Here is a 17,726-nt window from a genome sequence, read left to right on the forward strand (position 1 = left end):
AAGCCCAATAGCGCCGATGGTACTGCCACTGGTGGGAGAGTAGGTCGTCGCCTTTCTTTATAACGAAAACCTCATACATTATGTATGAGGTTTTTTGTTTTTGTATAATTTTATATATTATCAGGAGTATTACGCATGAGGGATAGCAATGGATAGCCCACAGCATTTAAATGCTGACATGCTTAAATAAAAAAAACGAAGCGGTTAACTCTGGATTTACATACTTTACCTATTTCTTTTAGATTTACCAGTTTGTTCTGGGGTAATAGAATGATCTTATTTATAATGTTTGTATTGTTCTACTTTTCTTTTTAATGGCGTTTAGCGCTTTATAATCTTAGACTTCTTACCGAACCTCGAATTGGGTAATGAACGGTAATAATATTTTATTATTACTTTGATTAAGTATTAGTTCAATTCAATAACATTGTTATTATATTTTTTAATCTAAGGAGAATTAATCAATAATTATTATAAAAGAAATGGTCTAGAAATTACTAGACCATTTATATTTTTTGATTAATCTAATTAGTTTATGTCAAATCTGTCAAGGTTCATTACCTTATTCCATGTGGCAATAAAATCTAAAACAAATTTTTCTTTAGCATCATCACTTGCATAAACTTCAGCTAAAGCTCTTAATTCAGAGTTTGAACCAAATATTAGATCAGCTCTAGTTGCAGTCCAAACAACTTTATTAGATGTTCTGTCTTTAATTTTGAATTGAGATTTTTTATCATCAATAGATTCCCACTTATATTTCATATCTAATAAGTTTACAAAGAAGTCATTAGTTAAAACGCCTGGGTTAGATGTTAATACACCAGTGTTAGAACCATCAAAATTAGCATTTAAAGCTCTCATTCCCCCAACTAAAACTGTCATTTCAGGAGCTGAAAGCGTTAATAATTGTGCTTTATCTACCAATAATTGTTCAGCAGTTAAAGTATAATCTGTTTTTTGATAATTTCTAAAACCATCTGCCATTGGTTCTAAATAATTCATTCCGTTGGTATCTGTTTGTTCTTGAGTGGCATCTGTTCTACCTGGAGTAAAAGGAATTGTTACTGTGAAACCAGCTTTTGAAGCGGCTTCTTCTACTGCTGTATTACCACCTAGAACAATTAAGTCTGCAATAGATACTTTTCTTGATGAACTAGTATTGAATTCTTTTTGAATTTCTTCATAAACAGATAAAACCTTTTTTAATTGTGCTGGGTTATTAGATTCCCAATTAACTTGTGGTTCTAATCTAATTCTTGCTCCGTTTGCACCACCTCTTCTGTCAGAGTTTCTATAAGTAGATGCTGAAGCCCAAGCAGTAGAAACTAAGCTACCAGTTGATAAATTAGAAGCTAAGATTTGTTTTTTTAACTTTTGAATATCAGCTTTACTAATTACTGTACCTTGATTTTTTGGAATAGGATCTTGCCAAATAAATTCTTCTTTTGGAATTTCAGGACCTAAATAAGTAGATTTTGGTCCCATATCACGGTGAGTTAACTTAAACCATGCTTTAGCAAAAGCTTTGTTAAATTCTTCTGGATTTTCATAAAATCTTCTTGATATTTTTTCATAAGCAGGATCTTTAATTAATGCTAAATCTGTAGTTAACATTGTTGGAGTATGAAACTTGGTTTTATCAAAAGAATCTGGAAACTTTACAATTGAGTTTTTAGCTTTCCATTGATGTGCACCACCTGGGCTTTTGGTTAATTCCCATTCATTTTCAAATAAATTTTTAAAGAAACCTTGACTCCATTTTTCAGGAGTAACTGTCCAGATTACTTCTAAGCCAGAAGTAATAGCGTCTTCACCTTTACCACTTTTATAGTTGCTTTTCCAACCTAAACCTTGTTCTTCAATACTTGCACCTTCAGGAGATGCACCTAAATGCTCTTCTCCACTAGCTTTACCATGTGTTTTACCTAAAGTATGTCCACCAGCAATTAAAGCAACTGTTTCCTCATCATTCATACCCATTCTCCCAAAACTTATTCTAATGTCTTTTGCAGATGCAATAGGATCTGGATTTCCGTTAGGACCTTCAGGGTTTACATAAATTAACCCCATTTGTACAGCAGCCAAAGGCTTTTCTAATTCGCCTTCTTCATTATAACGCTCTTTGTTTCCTAACCATTCTTGTTCTGCACCCCAATAAACATTAGTTGCAGGCTCCCATACATCTTCTCTACCACCAGCAAATCCAATTGTTTCAAAACCTGCTTCTTCTAAGGCTACATTTCCTGCTAAGATCATTAAATCTGCCCAAGATATTTTTTGACCATATTTTTGTTTTACAGGCCACAATAATCTTCTTGCTTTATCTAAGTTAGCATTATCTGGCCAACTATTTTGAGGAGCAAATCTTTGTTGACCTTCTCTAGTTCCTCCTCTACCATCACCAGTTCTGTAGGTTCCTGCACTGTGCCATGCCATACGAATAAACAAACCACCGTAGGTGCCATAATCTGCAGGCCACCAATCTTTAGAATCTGTTAAAGTTTTGGCAATGTCTTTTTTTAATGTAAAATAATCTAAGCTTTCAAACTCTTTTTCATAACTAAAATCTGTATTTAAAGGATTTGAAAGTGATGAGTGTTGTCTTAAAACATCTAAGTTTAGTTGATTAGGCCACCATTGTTTGTTGGTATTACCTTCATTTTTTAGTACTTGACCAGTTGATGGTTTTTTATCAAAACCAAAAGGACATCCTCCTTCTTTATCCATTTTTTCTCCGCTACCTGAGTTGTTGCAAGAAACTAATGTAAGAAGCAATAATCCACTTAATAGTTGCAATTTCATATTGTATATTAATTTGTTAATTATTGCAAAGAAATGCTATCAATATCATTCATAAAAACGATATATTTGATGTTAATATTGACAAAATAGATAATAGTAAAATTTTGAAATGAATATTCAACAATTCCAATATGTTATAGCAGTTGTAGATTTGAAAAATTTTGAAGCTGCTGCAGAAAAATGTTTTGTGACACAATCTACATTAAGTACTATGATAGGAAAATTTGAGGATGAAATTGGCATTAAAATATTTAATAGAAAAACAAAACCTGTGTCTATAACTCCGGAAGGTGAAGAATTAATTAATAGGTTGAGAATTATTTTAAACGAAATAGACTCATTTAATAATTTAGTACAAGAATTAAAAGGAGAAATGGTAGGAGAGTTTAAAATAGGAATTATACCCACTATAGCACCTTATCTTTTACCGCTATTTTTAACTAGCTTTTCTAGTACCTTTCCAAAGGTAAAGATTATAATTAGAGAAATGACAACTGCTGAAATTCAAAAATCACTAAAAAGTAGAAGTATTGATATTGGAATTTTAGCCTTACCAATAAATGATAAAGAATTAATTGAATTTGATTTATATCCTGAGCCATTTTTATTGTATGATTGTTCAGAAGAAAAAGCTTTAGAAAAAGTTGAAGTAAATAAGTTAGATTATTCTAAGTTGTGTTTGTTACAAAAGGGACACTGTTTACGAACTCAGGTGCAAAGAATATGTGATTTGTCTAACAAACATTCAAAAAAAGATGTGAATTTTGAATTCGAGTCTGGCTCAATGGATAGTTTATTAAGAGTTACTGAGGTAAGAAAAGGAATAACCATTTTACCTTTTTTAGCATCAATCAACTTATCAGAAAAAGAAAAGCAACGAATTATAGAATTTCAAAATCCAGTACCAGTAAGACAGGTTGGATTAATTACTCATAAATTTTTTGTAAAAAAGAAATTATTAAATGAATTGGTAAGAGTTATTCAAACTTCTGTAACAAATCATTTACCGAAAACAGAAAATTATAAAGTTTTAAATCCGTTATAAAAACTACTTTTGCTGCATGAATTATAACTTTTCGTATTTAGTAAACTTTCAATATTTAGGTTTTCGTTTACACGGTTGGCAAAAACAACCTAATTTAAAAACAGTACATTTTTTTGTAGATAAAACCATGAAGTTTGTTTGCAAAGGCATTCGTTTTAAAACAGTAGGAGTAGGGAGAACCGACGCTAAAGTTTCTTCAACCGATTATTATTTTCAGTTATTTATTGATGAACAGCTCGATGAAGGTTTCTTTGTAAAAGAATTCAATATTAACTCTCCTTCTGATATTAGAGTGCTTTCTGCTGAAAGGATTTTAGATGAAACGTTTAATATCATTCAGCATCCAAAAACAAAAGAATACCGATATTATTTTTCGCACGGAGAAAAGAATCATCCATATTGTGCATCTTTATTAACAGGTTATTTAGACGAATTAAATATTGAAGTAATGCAAGAAGCTGCTTTATTGTTTAAAGGACAGCATAATTTTAAACGTTATTGTACTAAACCTACGGAAGAAACCAAAGTTGTAAGATCTATTGATGAGTGCAGAATTGAAGAGAATACTGAATTAACTGCTTCTTTTTTTCCTGAAAAGAGTTATGTGTTAATTATAAGAGGGGAAGGTTTTTTACGAAATCAAATCCGGTTAATAATGGGAGCTCTTGCAGAATTAGGAAAGGGAAACTACGATTTACAATTTATAAAAGACAGTTTAAATCCAAATACAGATATGGATTTTTTAAAAACAATTGCACCAGCTTCAGGATTACATTTGCATAAAGTAAGTTTTAAATAAATCTTTATATTATTATAGCTTTTTGATTAAAAAGAAAGTTAGAGTGACGCTTGCGTTAGCGAGTGGTACTTATGAGCAATTTAAAGCCTATGTAAAAAGTAAACGAGAGTTTAAATATTATTTTAATGATAATGCAAGCCAAATGAAGCTAAAATTTCAAGACGTATTTAAAGATGCTGATAAAGCAGAAGAGTTATGGGAATTGAATAAAGAGTTTTTCAAAAGCTTGAATAATCAAAGAATAAAAGAATTAGATGATTTAATAGATTTGGCAAAAAATAATGAATTAGTAGATTATATAAACTGGATTGAATAATGATTTTTAAGGAATTAGAAGAAAAAAAGAATTGTCGTAAGTATTTTAAAATAGCTGATAAACTGTTTATTACTAAAGAAAATAAAGTAACAGAAATTTATGACACTTCTTTGAACTTTATTGGTGAAATAGCATTTGAAGTTAAAATTGTAGACGGTTTTTTATTTTAAGATAAAATTTATTTAATAGGTTTTTCTAATCAGATATACATTTTAGAAAACAATGAAATTAAACCCTATACTAATAAGTTTGAGTTTAGTGAAAATAAAGATATTAAGAATAAAATAAATGTTTATAAAGGAGAATTTGGAAATAGAGAAAGAGGTATTTATTCTTTAGAAGACAATAAAATATTATGGTGGGCTAATCAACTAGGAAAAATACAATTGTTTAGTAACTCGTTATTTCGGATTGAAAACAAAAAAGTTATATCATTTAATATAGATAATGGAGAAATACTATGGCAAACTACACTACCTGAAAAGTATAAAGAATTACAACTTAACTTGTTTTCAATAGTTTATCAGGACACATTGGTATTAAGTTTAGGATATGACAAACTAATAGGTATAAACACAAGTACAGGTAAGCTAGAATGGAAATAAATGAATGTAACAATACAAATTATGTATTAGATGAAAGAGATGGTAAATTAAAAGGAGTTACAAGTATTGGTTATTTTGAGGTAAATATCGCTACTGGTAAATATAAGCGCACTCTTTTTGAGCCTATGGAAAAGCTATTAAATGATCCTACAATTTTTGATTCGCAACGAGATAATTTTGTACAGGTGAACAATCATATCATAACTACCGATTAGCGTAGAGGTATCATTGGTGCTTTTAATATTGAAACATTACAATATGATTGGTTTCATGAAGAAAAAGGCGTTTCATTTTCAGGAGCTTATCCAATAAAATATTTTGAACCGTATTTATTTGTAATGGATAGTAAAGAAACCTTACATATTTTTAAAAAAGAAAATAAAGATTTAGTAAATGTCTAGAGGTAATTTTATCATATATACATTAATATACATCGCAATTGCTACGTTTTTAACGTTTAAAGCGGGGCCAAATATTTTTAAAGATGGAAAAAGTATAAATACTACCCCAACAGAGTTTACCAATGTAGAGAGAATAGATTTTTGGTATCATAAAGTAGGTAAACAATATTTAAATGTAAAAATAATAGCCAATTCAACACCAATAGAGTTTCAAATTTACCTCCCTGAAGGTAAATACAAAACATTTTTAGTGTGTTAAAATCGAACAATCTAGTAAGTGATACCGATTCTTTTTTACAAACAATACCTATAAGTTTTGAGAGTAATCAACTAACATCTATTAAAAAGTTAGAAGTACTTTATGATAAAAAAGGCAAAATTCAATTTTTATCAATAAATGATAATGTTGTTAAAAGAAGTAAACCAATTATTAGAAAAGCATTTACTGTTTTTCTGGGATATTTCTTAACAATTGTAAGTGGTATAGGATTATTGTTATTACCCATTAGTGCATACTATCAAATCAAAGATAATAAAGAGCATGGTACTACCATTTATGTACCCAATAGGCTAGAAGGAATAAAGAATTTTTTTAAAATTTTCACTAAAAAATAGCGAATAATAAGTCTATTAATTGACACAAGCGTGACGCTTGCGCTAGCGAGGTTTTTCTTATATAAAAGAATAAAAAACAATTAAAACAATTAAAGCAATTAAAAAATCAACAAACTATATTATAAGTACCTTCTAATCCTTTACGAATTCTTGTATAATAAATATTTACTAACGTTGTAATTTTAACTTAAAGTTATTTGCGTGAGGGATAGCAGCAAGTTACCGTGTAACGCGAATAGCCCGACCACGAAGTGGTCACGTCCAAAAGAAAAGTCCATCGAGATTTATATAAACCATAGCACCAGCTTCAGGATTGCACTTACATAAAATAGAGTTTTATAAAAATTAATTGTCTTGAGGTGCGACTTTAATTAAGTAAGCATCTCCCATTACTTTTGATCTTGTTTTAGGATTCAGGAATTTTAAACTAAGTCTAGTTACTCTGAAATGATCTACTTTGTGAATTTTTTTGATATTGAATCCTTCTTTTTTAAAATCATCTAAATCAATAATTCTAATTGCTACCCAAGTATCTTTATCAATATTCTTAAGTTGTTCTTTGGAAATGTGAGGCGTGTTTCTTTGCGTGTAAAAATCTAATGTCCACGAATAATCATCTTCATACATGTAAACATCATTTACATTGATGCTGTGATCTACTTTAATAATTTTTGCAAGCTTTATTCCTCCTTGGTATTGTAATAATTCTGGGTAAAAATAAGAGTTAAGTATAAAGTTAACTAGAACCATTACCAATACAGAACTAATAATGATTTTCTTTTTATTGGATTGATTTTTAGAAAATAGAGTTAAAAGAGTAATCACCAATAAAATAACACTAACAATTACAATTAAGATTGATGGATTACTGAAGGTTAAAAATAAAATTGAAAAAGCTAGTAAGGTTAGAATAATTACAATAAAATAAACAATACCCATGAAAACCTTTAATGTTTTTTGTTTGTTTTCTTTATGTAAATTGTATAAAACGCCAGCTGTAAAAACCGATAATAGAGCAATTAAAGGATTTAAGTAATGTGGTAACTTAAACTTAGAAAAACTAATAATAAATAAGGTAATAAAAACACCGCCAAGTGTTAAAACTTCAATGCCATTAGCTTGTTTGAATTTGTTTTTGATAAATTTTTTCGTTTGATAGAACCAACCGAAATACATTAAAAATACCCAAGGTAAAAACACCCACAAAAGTGAATGAAAAAAGAAAAAATAATCAGGACTGTTTTGTTTAAATCCTGTAGCTGTGATTCTCTCTACATTTTGATTCCAAAGAATAAAATTAACACCTTCAACTCCAAACTGAACATAATAAGCATATACAACAGGTAGGATGGTTATGAAAAATGTAACAATACCTATTAGTACCTTGTATGATAATATAGTGTTATACTTCTTTGTATAAATTATATGGGAAAGAATTGAAAAACAAATTATACCAACTCCGTAAAAACCTTTGGTAGAGAATGCTATTCCCATTGCAATGGCACCTAAAACAACAGCTTTTAATTTTTTAGTTTCAACGTATTCAAACAACTGCCAAATAGAGAAAATGACAGCGCCCGTTAGCACAGCATCGGTACGAACATCATGGTTTGCTAAAATGATAGATTGACTGGTTAAAAAAATTAACGAACCATAATGAGCAACACTAACATCGTATAATTTTTTTGTTAATTGGTATACAGAATAAGCTCCTACTATTGTAAATAGTATTGCAGGTAACCTGTATACCCATTCATGTAAACCAAATATTTTGTAAGATAAAGCTGCTAACCAAAAATGCATATGAGGTTTATCTAAATAAGGATTTGGACCTTTAAATAATTCGAAAAAATTATCATTTAAAAACATACGCATAGCAATAGTTGCATGTTGTGCAGAATCGTTAGCCATTAAAGGAATAAAGAGTCCGATAGCATAAACAATTGCAATAAGAACGTATAAATATTTGATGTTTTTATTTTGATAGAAAAAGTCCATAAGCTAATTTTTATGTTTGGTTTTGTGCTAAGTTCAATTTAGTATTTAAAAATAGCAGGCCAATTAATGAAATTATAGCAGTAATGATGTTAAATGAAAGTCCAATACTTGCTGAAATAGTCTGTTTGATTGATAAAAAAGTAGAAGCTTTTAAAAAAACATATTCTCTGGCTCCAAATCCTGCAAACGATACTACAGATGAAACAGATGAGACTAAAAAGGTAAAACAATAATTTAAAAAACTAACTACATCAAGTTTAAAAGCTATAATAATGCAAATTATAGTAGCTATTTGCAAAAGTTGAATTATTAAGGAATAGATGAAGCTTTTAGTATAAATTGCCTCGATACTTTTAAAAAAACGCTTTAATAACAGCTTTGTTACAAAAAAGAATATAACAGATACTACTAACCCAATTAAAAACATATTAATACCAGGTGATATTATATAAGCTCCAATAAAAAGTAACAAGCAAAATATAGCAAGTAAACCTGAGAGTCTATCATAAAAAACAGATTTCGTTAAATCTTTAACTTTCCAATTAAATTGTTTGTTAAGAATAAAAACTTTGTATGCATCTCCGCCAATTCCTCCAGGAATAAAAAAATTATAAAACATACCTACAAAATACAATTTGAGATTACTTAAATGATCTAAGTAAAAGTGATTTTGATGAAAAATATAATTTAATCTTACTGAAGAAATTAATTGAGAAAAAACAAAAAACACAATTGCCAATGCAATAATAAACGGATTTGATTTTTTAAATAAATCTACAATCTGATGTACATCAATTTTAGTATAAACCAAGTATAAGAGTAAAACACTTATACCAATTTTAGCAAAAGTTTTAAGTTGTTTTTTATTCACTTACATGAATTTTTCTAATTGTATAAGGACGTTTTTTCTGAGATTCGTAATAGGTTCTCATTAATAAATCAGCAATTATCCCCACAGTAAAAAACTGTAAACTAATGACAATTGACATTACTCCAAAAATTAGTAAAGGTCTTCCCCAAATATCTTGACCTAAAAGTTTAAGAACCAATAAGTATAAATTTATTAAAAAGCCTAATACAAGAAAGAACAACCCAAAATTACCAAATAGGTGTATAGGTCTTTGTAAATATTTACGTTGAAAAATTATTAAAACAATATCATTAATAACTTTAACTGTTCTTCCTAAGCCGTATTTTGATTGTCCGAACTGACGAGGATGATGTTTAACAGGCACTTGCGCTATTCTTGCTCCGTTTAAATGAGCTAATAAATTTATAAAACGGTGCATTTCACCATATAAATTTAGGTCTTTGGCAATATCTTTTGTAAATACCTTTAATGCACAACCCTGATCTTTTAAGTCAAGTCGTGTAGCTTTTCTAATTAAAAAATTGGCAATTTTAGAAGGGAAAGTTCTTATAAAAGAATCTTTTCTTTTAGCTCTAATTCCTGTAACCACATCCCATTCTTCACTTTTAGCTTTTTCTAGCATGTGTTCAATATCTGAAGGATCATTTTGCATGTCACCATCCAGCGTAACAATATAATCACCTTTGGCATAATCAAAACCAGCAGCAAGAGCTAAACTTTGTCCGTAATTTTTACGTAATTCAATCAGAACAACTCTAGGGTTGTTCATTTTTTTAACATTAAGAATGGTTTTATCGGTAGAGAAGTCATCAATATAAATTATTTCATAATTGAAACCTTTTAAACTCTCATCAATTTTTTGAGTTAAAGGAATTACATTGTCTTCTTCGTTGTATACAGGAATTACAATTGAAATTAATCCGTACGAGCTTTTATCAAATTGCATAAGAAAATAAATATTGCAGCAAAAATACTAATTATTGTTATGGTATGAGGTTTAAAAAGAAAAATCCAGAGGATAACTCTGGATTTTTTTTCTGCTTGAAATTATTTTTAATCTCTAATCAAACTTCTAGAAATTACAATTTTCTGAATTTCAGAAGTTCCTTCATAAATCTGAGTAATTTTTGCATCACGCATTAAACGCTCAACATGGTATTCTTTTACAAATCCATTTCCACCGTGAATTTGAACAGCCTCAACCGTTTGCTCCATGGCAACTTTACTAGCATATAATTTAGCCATAGCTCCTGAACGATCGTAGTTTTTACCAGCATCTTTATCACAAGCAGCTTGCATAACTAAGTGACGAGCCGCGGTAATTTCTGTATACATATCAGCTAACTTAAATGCGATAGCTTGGTGATTACAAATTTCAGTTCCAAAAGCCTTACGCTCTTTTGAATATTTTAACGCTAATTCGTAAGCTCCAGAAGCAATACCTAAAGCTTGTGCAGCAATACCAATACGACCACCAGATAAGGTTTTCATTGCAAATTTGAATCCGAATCCGTCTTCACCAATACGGTTTTCTTTAGGAACTTTTACATCATTAAATTGCAAAGTATGTGTATCAGAACCACGAATACCTAATTTATCTTCTTTAGGACCTACGTGAAAACCTTCCATTCCTTTTTCAACAATAAATGCGTTGATTCCTCTGTGTCCTTTAGCTCTATCGGTTTGTGCAATTACTAAATACGTATCAGCACGTCCACCATTGGTAATCCAGTTTTTAGTACCGTTTAATAAATAGTAATCTCCTTTATCTTCAGCAGTGGTAGCTTGTGAAGTAGCATCAGAACCCGCTTCAGGTTCACTTAAACAAAATGCACCGATTTGTTCACCAGTAGCTAATTTTGTTAAGTATTTTTGTTTTTGCTCTTCAGTACCATAAGCCTCTAAACCGTAACAAACTAATGAGTTATTTACAGAAACCATAACAGAAGCAGAAGCATCTATTTTAGATAATTCTTCCATAATTAATACGTAAGAAACAGCATCCATACCACTTCCACCGTATTTAGGATCTACCATCACACCCATAAATCCTAATTCTCCCATTTTACGTACTAATTCTTGTGGGAATTGTTGCTTCTCATCTCTTTCAATTACTCCTGGTAATAATTCAGTTTGCGCAAAATCACGTGCAGCATCACGAATCATTAAATGTTCTTCTGTAAGATTAAAATCCATTATATAAAGTTGTTAAATTCTTAAAAAATGCGCTCAAAGATACTTCTTTAATAGCATATTTTCAATAGAGTTTTACTAATTTTACTAAATGCAAAATGAATATGTTTACGTAATCGGATTAATGTCAGGAACTTCTTTAGATGGTATTGATTTAGTTTATGTTACGTTTAATAAAAAGAATTATAAGGATTTTGAAATCTTATACTCAACAACTTATCCGTATTCTTCCGAATGGAAAAATCTACTCAAACAAGCCATTACTTTTTCTGATGAAAAACTAACTCAATTAGATATTCAATATGGAATTTTTTTAGGAGAAACTATTAATAGTTTTATTGAAGAAAATGATATTTATACGATTGATTTTATAGCTTCTCATGGTCATACAGTTTTTCATCAACCAGAAAACGGAATTACCTTACAAATCGGTAGCGGACAAGAAATAGCAAATATCACTAATCATAAAGTAATTTGTGATTTCAGAACTCAAGATGTTAAGTTGGGTGGACAAGGAGCGCCTTTAGTGCCTATTGGTGATGAATTATTATTTGCTGATTATGACTATTGTATCAATTTAGGCGGATTTGCAAACGTTTCGTTTAAACAAAATAGTAAAAGAATAGCTTTTGATATTTGTCCGGTGAATATAGTCATGAATCATTACGCCCAACAATTAGGCTTTGAATATGATGAAGACGGAAAAATAGCTTCCGAAGGAAAAATAAATCAGGAGTTATTAGATAAGTTGAATTCGCTAGAGTTTTATCAAAAAGAACCTCCAAAATCGTTAGGTTTAGAATGGGTGCAAAAAGAAGTTTTTCCTTTAATTGATAGTTTAGAGAATGATGTTCCTTCAATTTTAAGAACATTTGTAGAGCATTGCGCCATTCAAATAGCAAGTGTTATCGAGAACAATTCATTGGTTTTAATTACAGGAGGGGGTGCTTTCAATACTTTTTTGGTTCAAAAGATTGAAGAAAAATCAAATCTGAAAATAAAGTTGCCAAGTAACGAATTGATCAATTTTAAAGAAGCTTTAATATTTGCTTTTTTAGGGGTATTAAGAAATGAAAATAAGGTAAACTGCTTACAAAGTGTTACCGGCGCTAAAAAAAATCACTCATCAGGTAAAATTTTTAACCCAGTTTAAGCAAGAGAAAACGTTTTTTACCTTAAGTTTGTAACACTTATCTTAAATGAAGATTTTAATTACTTAAAACTACAAATAATGACACAACTTTAACTTACATGATATAGATAAATAAGTGTGAAAAAGAAAGAATTAAAGTTAACATAGTTTTAAAAATATCATGAAAGAACTACTTAAAAAGTACGAAAATAAACAACCAGAAATAATTTTTAATTGGAAAGATCCTGAAACTGAAGCCGAAGGGTGGACTGTTATAAACTCTTTACGAGGTGGAGCTGCAGGAGGCGGTACCCGTATGCGTAAAGATTTAGATGTAAACGAAGTTTTATCGCTAGCAAAAACGATGGAAGTAAAGTTTACCGTATCAGGGCCTGCTATTGGTGGTGCAAAATCAGGAATTAATTTTGATCCGCAAGATCCACGTAAACGAGGTGTTTTAGAACGCTGGTACAACGCGGTTTCTCCGTTATTAAAAAGTTACTACGGAACTGGAGGTGATTTAAACGTGGATGAAATCCATGAGGTAATTCCAATTACGGAAGATAGTGGAGTTTGGCATCCGCAAGAAGGAGTGTTTAATGGGCACTTTAAGCCTACCGAAGCCGATAAAATTAATAGAATTGGTCAATTACGTCACGGAGTTATTAAGGTAATTGAGAGCGAACAATTTTCGCCATCAATCAACAGAAAATATACGATTGCAGATATGATCACCGGTTATGGTGTAGCAGAAGCTGTACGTCATTACTACGAAATTTATGGCGGTACAGTTGAAGGTAAACGTGCCGTTGTTCAAGGTTTTGGTAACGTAGGGTCAGCAGCTGCATACTATTTAGCACAAATGGGAGCTAAAGTAGTTGGAATTATAGATCGTGTTGGGGGTGTGATTAATGAAGATGGATTTACGTTTGAAGAAATTAGAGATTTCTTTTTAAATAAAGAAGGAAATACATTGGTGGCTAAAAACATGATTTCGTTTGAAGAAATCAATGAAAAAATATGGAATTTACCATGTGAAATTTTTGCACCATGTGCAGCTTCACGATTAATTACGCAAGAACAAATTAGTCAAATGATTAGTTCAGGACTAGAAGTAATTTCATGTGGTGCGAATGTGCCGTTTGCGGATAAAGAAATCTTCTTTGGCCCAATTATGGAAGAAACAGACAAACAAGTAAGTTTAATTCCAGATTTTATTTCTAACTGTGGAATGGCACGTGTATTTGCCTATTTTATGGAAAGAAGAGTAGAGATGACTGATGAAGCCATTTTTGAAGATACATCTAATACCATAAAAAAAGCATTGCAAAGAACATTTGCAAAAAGCGCATCAAAAACTAGAATCAGTGAAACTGCTTTTGAAATTGCGCTTAAAGAATTGATATAACAACACAAATTAATACAATATTATGTTTAAATATTTTTTAGGGAATAGCCCAAAATGGTTTAAAATTTCAATGATAGCCTTTTTAATTATTAACATTCCCGTTTATTATGCTAGCCCAACAGTGGCAGCTTGGTTAATTATAGGAGAGTTTATTTTTACCTTGGCTATGGCATTGAAATGTTATCCGTTACAATCGGGAGGACTCCTTGCTATTGAAGTATTAGCCCTTGGTTTAACATCTCCTCATAAAGCCTATGAAGAAGTTGATCATAATTTAGAAGTAATATTGCTTTTAATGTTTATGGTAGCAGCTATTTATTTTATGAAGCCATTACTAATGTACATATTTAGTAAAGTATTCATTAAAGTAAAAAACAAAACAGTTTTATCTTTATTTTTTGTAATTATTGCGGCAGTTTTATCAGCTTTTTTAGACGCTTTAACTGTAACAGCAGTATTAATTAGTGTAGCTGTAGGTTTTTACGGAGTGTATCATAAAATTCACTCAAGTGCTGAAGATTATGATAAAGATGGAATTTTAGATAGAAAAGAATTAAGTGGCGAAACTTTAGAGCAATTTAGAAGCTTTTTACGAAGTTTAGTAATGCACGGTGTTGTTGGTACTGCTTTAGGAGGTGTATGTACGTTGGTTGGTGAGCCACAAAATTTATTAATTGGAGAACGTTTAGGATGGGATTTCATCGAGTTCTTTAAACAAATGGCACCAATAACAATCCCAGTACTATTTGCAGGTTTGTTAACAACGGTTGTATTAGAATCTACAAAAATCTTTGATTTTGGAGCAAAATTACCCAATATAGCGGCTAGAATCATTAAAAATTATACAGAAGAGGAAGATGCAAAACGTTCTCATAAGGAGAAAATGGGACTAATTATTCAAGCTATTGCAGGAATATTGTTAATAATAGGTTTAGCGTTACATATTGCCCCTGTTGGTTTTATTGGTTTGGCTTTGATTATATTACAAACAGCATTTATGGGAATTACTGATGAGCATCAAATTGGACCAGCTTTTGAAGAAGCTTTACCGTTCACAGGGTTATTAGTAGTTTTCTTTGTAATAGTAGCCATGATTCACGATCAGCATTTATTTGCTCCAGTAATTCATTGGGTATTAGATCAACCAAGAGAATCACAAGCAGGTTTGTTTTACTTAGCAAACGGAGCATTATCAGCAATTAGCGATAACGTGTTTGTAGCCACTGTATATATTGGTGAAGTAGAAGCTGCTTTTAAACAAGGGGTTATTGATAGAACACATTTTGAACATTTAGCAACAGCAATTAATACCGGAACAAATTTACCTAGTGTAGCAACACCTAATGGGCAAGCAGCATTTTTGTTCTTATTAACATCTTCATTAGCACCATTAATAAACTTATCTTATGGTAAAATGGTAAAAATGGCATTACCATATACTATTGTTTTAGGAGGGGTAGGTTACATAATGGTAAAGTTAATGCTATAACAAGAAGAAAAGAATATTTCAAAAAAAATCCTGAATAATACTCAGGATTTTTTTTGAAACAATTTAAAATAAAATCAGTCGTTTAAATAAAAACTTTTAATTCGTTTTAAATGCTATTATCATTTCAAGAAAATCCAGAGCTAGTAGAAGAAGTAACTCAAGAAAAAACATTATCTATTTATAGATTGATAATGGACGGAGGTATTGGAGGGCAAATCATTATTGCAATCCTATTTGTATTGTTAGCGGTAGCACTTTATATTTATTTTGAACGTTTTTTTGCTATCAAAGCAGCCTCTCAAGTAGATAAGAATTTCATGAATCAAATTCGAGATCATGTCTTGTCAGGTAAATTGGAATCTGCAAAGGCATTGTGTGATAATACTTCTACACCTACTGCCAGATTAATAGGTAAAGGGATTTCAAGAATAGGAAAACCCTTGGACGATATAAATACAGCAATTGAAAATGCTGGAAAATTAGAAATATATCAGTTGGAAAAAAATGTATCGGTGATAGCAACCATTGCTGGAGCAGCACCCATGATTGGTTTTTTAGGTACGGTAATTGGTATGATTGTAGCTATTCATGAAATAGCTAATTCAGGTGGACAAATTGATATTAAAATGTTGTCTGACGGTTTATATACTGCAATGACAACTACTGTAGCGGGATTAATTGTAGGTATTATAGCTTATATAGCATATAACCATTTAGTGGTTCGTACCGATAAAGTGGTGTATCAAATGGAAGCTAAATCTGTTGAGTTTTTAGATTTATTAAACGAGCCAGTATAATGAATTTTAGAGGAAGAAATAAGGTAAATCCGAATTTTAACATGTCTTCAATGACAGATATTGTATTTCTGTTGCTGATTTTTTTCATGTTAACCTCTACCTTAGTTACGGTAAGTGCCATTGATGTCATTTTACCAAAAGCAGGAGGAAAAACTGAAAACCAAACATCTGTGGCTGTTACGATAAAAGACAATTCTTCATTTTATATAGATAAAGACAAGGTGATAGAACAAAACTTGGAACAAAAATTGTTGGTAAAAGTAGGGTCTGATAAACAAAAAACGGTAGTAATCCGTGGTGATCAAAATGTGCCTTACAAAGATGTAATGAAGGTAATTGATATTGCCAATAAGAATAAATTAAAAATGATTTTGGCTGTTAAAGGTCAATAATAATTGCCATTCCTGAGAACACAAAAATCTAATAATCAATGCAGATTTTAAATACAGAACATAAACGTAAGTCAGCAGTTATAACTGCTATTCTTCTGTTGTTATTGCTTTTCGGAATTTTTAACTTCGGAATGAGATATTTAGATCCGCCTATTGAATACGGTATTGCAGTCAACTTTGGTAATTCGGAGGTAGGAAGTGGAGAGCCTGTACAAAATACACAAGCAGCAACTCCGGTTGAAGAAAATAGTTCTCCAAAACAAGAAGAGACTCCGGCTGAAACAATAAAAGAAGAGGTAGTTACAGAAGAGACCACAAAAGATGTTCCAGTGGTTAAAAATGAAGAGGTTGTAAAAAAAGATCCCGTTAAAGATCCTGTTAAGGAACCAGAAGTTGTAAAAGAAGAATCACCTAAACCTTCAAAAGAAGCAACAGATGCACTTAATAATTTATTAAAAGGTAATTCATCCGAAGGAGCAACCAAAGGAGAGGGTAATGATAATCAGTCTGGAGTTAAAGGAAATGAAAATGGTGATCCGGATTCACCTAATTATTATGGTAATTCTGGTAGTGGATCTGGTGGAAATTATAACTTAGCAGGAAGGAAAGCACTTACAAAACCCATTGAAAAACCAGGATGTGAAGAGGAAGGTACTGTAGTGGTAAGCATTGAGGTAGATCAGTCAGGTAAGGTGATTGCAGCAAAACCAGGAGCAAAAGGAACTACAAACTCAGCCCCTTGTTTATTCAAAGCAGCGAAAGAAGCAGCTTTAAAGACCAAATGGAATGCCGATGCTAAAGCACCATCAAAACAAAGAGGAACGATTATTTATAAGTTCTCTTTGTCAAAATAATTAATA

The 17,726-nt window shown here is 30.9% G+C and carries 19 protein-coding genes; 14 read left to right on the forward strand and 5 right to left on the reverse strand.

Annotated features, from left to right (window positions below; translation table 11 throughout):
- Window positions 1-528: 528 nt before the first annotated feature.
- Window positions 529-2,805, reverse strand: coding sequence for a catalase/peroxidase HPI (gene katG, locus SLH33_RS11060; protein ID WP_320419169.1), 2,277 nt, complete (start codon window positions 2,803-2,805; stop codon window positions 529-531).
- Window positions 2,806-2,914: 109 nt separating this feature from the next.
- Between katG and SLH33_RS11065 the strand changes: the two genes are divergently transcribed.
- The 8 genes from SLH33_RS11065 to SLH33_RS11100 all read left to right on the forward strand — a co-directional run bounded on the left by SLH33_RS11065 (window position 2,915) and on the right by SLH33_RS11100 (window position 6,586).
- Entirely contained in the window at window positions 2,915-3,850 is a 936-nt protein-coding gene (locus SLH33_RS11065) for a LysR substrate-binding domain-containing protein (protein WP_320419170.1), read from the forward strand.
- A 16-nt stretch (window positions 3,851-3,866) separates the two neighbouring features.
- Window positions 3,867-4,649 (forward strand): tRNA pseudouridine(38-40) synthase TruA, encoded by a 783-nt coding sequence (locus tag SLH33_RS11070; RefSeq protein ID WP_320419171.1) that lies wholly within the window; start codon window positions 3,867-3,869, stop codon window positions 4,647-4,649.
- Between the two features lie 22 nt (window positions 4,650-4,671).
- Window positions 4,672-4,965, forward strand: coding sequence for a hypothetical protein (locus tag SLH33_RS11075; protein WP_320419172.1), 294 nt, complete (start codon window positions 4,672-4,674; stop codon window positions 4,963-4,965).
- Entirely contained in the window at window positions 4,965-5,135 is a 171-nt protein-coding gene (locus SLH33_RS11080) for a hypothetical protein (RefSeq protein ID WP_320419173.1), read from the forward strand. The genes SLH33_RS11075 and SLH33_RS11080 overlap by 1 nt, the downstream gene beginning before the upstream one ends.
- A 180-nt stretch (window positions 5,136-5,315) precedes the next feature.
- Entirely contained in the window at window positions 5,316-5,570 is a 255-nt protein-coding gene (locus SLH33_RS11085; protein WP_413818267.1) for a hypothetical protein, read from the forward strand.
- A complete protein-coding gene (locus SLH33_RS11090; protein WP_320419175.1) occupies window positions 5,561-5,785 on the forward strand; it encodes a hypothetical protein in 225 nt (74 codons plus the stop codon). The genes SLH33_RS11085 and SLH33_RS11090 overlap by 10 nt, the downstream gene beginning before the upstream one ends.
- A gap of 178 nt (window positions 5,786-5,963) precedes the next feature.
- Window positions 5,964-6,230, forward strand: a complete 267-nt coding sequence (locus tag SLH33_RS11095) for a hypothetical protein (RefSeq protein WP_320419176.1) — start codon at window positions 5,964-5,966, stop codon at window positions 6,228-6,230.
- Window positions 6,224-6,586, forward strand: coding sequence for a hypothetical protein (locus SLH33_RS11100; protein WP_320419177.1), 363 nt, complete (start codon window positions 6,224-6,226; stop codon window positions 6,584-6,586). Before SLH33_RS11095 ends, SLH33_RS11100 begins: the two co-directional genes overlap by 7 nt.
- A 345-nt stretch (window positions 6,587-6,931) precedes the next feature.
- On the opposite strand, the gene SLH33_RS11105 is transcribed toward SLH33_RS11100, so the two are convergent.
- From SLH33_RS11105 to SLH33_RS11120, 4 genes are all read right to left on the reverse strand, one after another.
- Window positions 6,932-8,584, reverse strand: coding sequence for an ArnT family glycosyltransferase (locus SLH33_RS11105; RefSeq protein WP_320419179.1), 1,653 nt, complete (start codon window positions 8,582-8,584; stop codon window positions 6,932-6,934).
- Window positions 8,585-8,594: 10 nt separating this feature from the next.
- Window positions 8,595-9,455 (reverse strand): lysylphosphatidylglycerol synthase transmembrane domain-containing protein, encoded by an 861-nt coding sequence (locus SLH33_RS11110; protein WP_320419180.1) that lies wholly within the window; start codon window positions 9,453-9,455, stop codon window positions 8,595-8,597.
- Window positions 9,448-10,401, reverse strand: coding sequence for a glycosyltransferase family 2 protein (locus SLH33_RS11115; RefSeq protein WP_320419181.1), 954 nt, complete (start codon window positions 10,399-10,401; stop codon window positions 9,448-9,450). Before SLH33_RS11115 ends, SLH33_RS11110 begins: the two co-directional genes overlap by 8 nt.
- Before the next feature lie 107 nt (window positions 10,402-10,508).
- Complete coding sequence (locus tag SLH33_RS11120; protein WP_320419182.1) at window positions 10,509-11,651, reverse strand: acyl-CoA dehydrogenase; 1,143 nt, start codon at window positions 11,649-11,651, stop codon at window positions 10,509-10,511.
- Between the two features lie 88 nt (window positions 11,652-11,739).
- Here SLH33_RS11120 and SLH33_RS11125 point away from each other — a divergent pair, with 88 nt between their 5' ends.
- The 6 genes from SLH33_RS11125 to SLH33_RS11150 all read left to right on the forward strand — a co-directional run bounded on the left by SLH33_RS11125 (window position 11,740) and on the right by SLH33_RS11150 (window position 17,720).
- A complete protein-coding gene (locus SLH33_RS11125; RefSeq protein WP_320419183.1) occupies window positions 11,740-12,801 on the forward strand; it encodes an anhydro-N-acetylmuramic acid kinase in 1,062 nt (353 codons plus the stop codon).
- Window positions 12,802-12,961: 160 nt separating this feature from the next.
- Window positions 12,962-14,188 carry a Glu/Leu/Phe/Val dehydrogenase dimerization domain-containing protein gene (locus SLH33_RS11130; protein ID WP_320419184.1) on the forward strand — a complete coding sequence of 409 codons (1,227 nt, stop codon included), beginning with the start codon at window positions 12,962-12,964 and terminating at the stop codon, window positions 14,186-14,188.
- A 22-nt stretch (window positions 14,189-14,210) separates the two neighbouring features.
- Window positions 14,211-15,677 carry a sodium/proton antiporter NhaB gene (gene nhaB, locus SLH33_RS11135; RefSeq protein WP_320419185.1) on the forward strand — a complete coding sequence of 489 codons (1,467 nt, stop codon included), beginning with the start codon at window positions 14,211-14,213 and terminating at the stop codon, window positions 15,675-15,677.
- Between the two features lie 110 nt (window positions 15,678-15,787).
- On the forward strand, window positions 15,788-16,474 hold the full coding sequence (locus SLH33_RS11140; RefSeq protein ID WP_320419186.1) for a MotA/TolQ/ExbB proton channel family protein: 687 nt from the start codon (window positions 15,788-15,790) through the stop codon (window positions 16,472-16,474).
- Window positions 16,474-16,866 (forward strand): biopolymer transporter ExbD, encoded by a 393-nt coding sequence (locus SLH33_RS11145; RefSeq protein WP_320419187.1) that lies wholly within the window; start codon window positions 16,474-16,476, stop codon window positions 16,864-16,866. Before SLH33_RS11140 ends, SLH33_RS11145 begins: the two co-directional genes overlap by 1 nt.
- 38 nt (window positions 16,867-16,904) lie before the next feature.
- Window positions 16,905-17,720 (forward strand): energy transducer TonB, encoded by an 816-nt coding sequence (locus SLH33_RS11150; RefSeq protein ID WP_320419188.1) that lies wholly within the window; start codon window positions 16,905-16,907, stop codon window positions 17,718-17,720.
- Window positions 17,721-17,726 lie beyond the last annotated feature (6 nt).

It is taken from the genome of Tenacibaculum sp. IB213877, assembly GCF_034043975.1.
Classification (GTDB): domain Bacteria; phylum Bacteroidota; class Bacteroidia; order Flavobacteriales; family Flavobacteriaceae; genus Polaribacter.

Excerpts from the sequence above, each read along its gene's own strand:
- katG (WP_320419169.1), bottom strand. The coding sequence starts at position 2,805 with ATGAAATTGCAACTATTAAGTGGATTATTGCTTCTTACATTAGTTTCT.
- SLH33_RS11065 (WP_320419170.1), top strand. The coding sequence starts at position 2,915 with ATGAATATTCAACAATTCCAATATGTTATAGCAGTTGTAGATTTGAAA.
- SLH33_RS11070 (WP_320419171.1), top strand. The coding sequence starts at position 3,867 with ATGAATTATAACTTTTCGTATTTAGTAAACTTTCAATATTTAGGTTTT.
- SLH33_RS11080 (WP_320419173.1), top strand. The coding sequence starts at position 4,965 with ATGATTTTTAAGGAATTAGAAGAAAAAAAGAATTGTCGTAAGTATTTT.
- SLH33_RS11090 (WP_320419175.1), top strand. The coding sequence starts at position 5,561 with ATGGAAATAAATGAATGTAACAATACAAATTATGTATTAGATGAAAGA.
- SLH33_RS11095 (WP_320419176.1), top strand. The coding sequence starts at position 5,964 with ATGTCTAGAGGTAATTTTATCATATATACATTAATATACATCGCAATT.
- SLH33_RS11105 (WP_320419179.1), bottom strand. The coding sequence starts at position 8,584 with ATGGACTTTTTCTATCAAAATAAAAACATCAAATATTTATACGTTCTT.
- SLH33_RS11115 (WP_320419181.1), bottom strand. The coding sequence starts at position 10,401 with ATGCAATTTGATAAAAGCTCGTACGGATTAATTTCAATTGTAATTCCT.
- SLH33_RS11120 (WP_320419182.1), bottom strand. The coding sequence starts at position 11,651 with ATGGATTTTAATCTTACAGAAGAACATTTAATGATTCGTGATGCTGCA.
- SLH33_RS11125 (WP_320419183.1), top strand. The coding sequence starts at position 11,740 with ATGCAAAATGAATATGTTTACGTAATCGGATTAATGTCAGGAACTTCT.
- SLH33_RS11130 (WP_320419184.1), top strand. The coding sequence starts at position 12,962 with ATGAAAGAACTACTTAAAAAGTACGAAAATAAACAACCAGAAATAATT.
- nhaB (WP_320419185.1), top strand. The coding sequence starts at position 14,211 with ATGTTTAAATATTTTTTAGGGAATAGCCCAAAATGGTTTAAAATTTCA.
- SLH33_RS11140 (WP_320419186.1), top strand. The coding sequence starts at position 15,788 with ATGCTATTATCATTTCAAGAAAATCCAGAGCTAGTAGAAGAAGTAACT.
- SLH33_RS11145 (WP_320419187.1), top strand. The coding sequence starts at position 16,474 with ATGAATTTTAGAGGAAGAAATAAGGTAAATCCGAATTTTAACATGTCT.
- SLH33_RS11150 (WP_320419188.1), top strand. The coding sequence starts at position 16,905 with ATGCAGATTTTAAATACAGAACATAAACGTAAGTCAGCAGTTATAACT.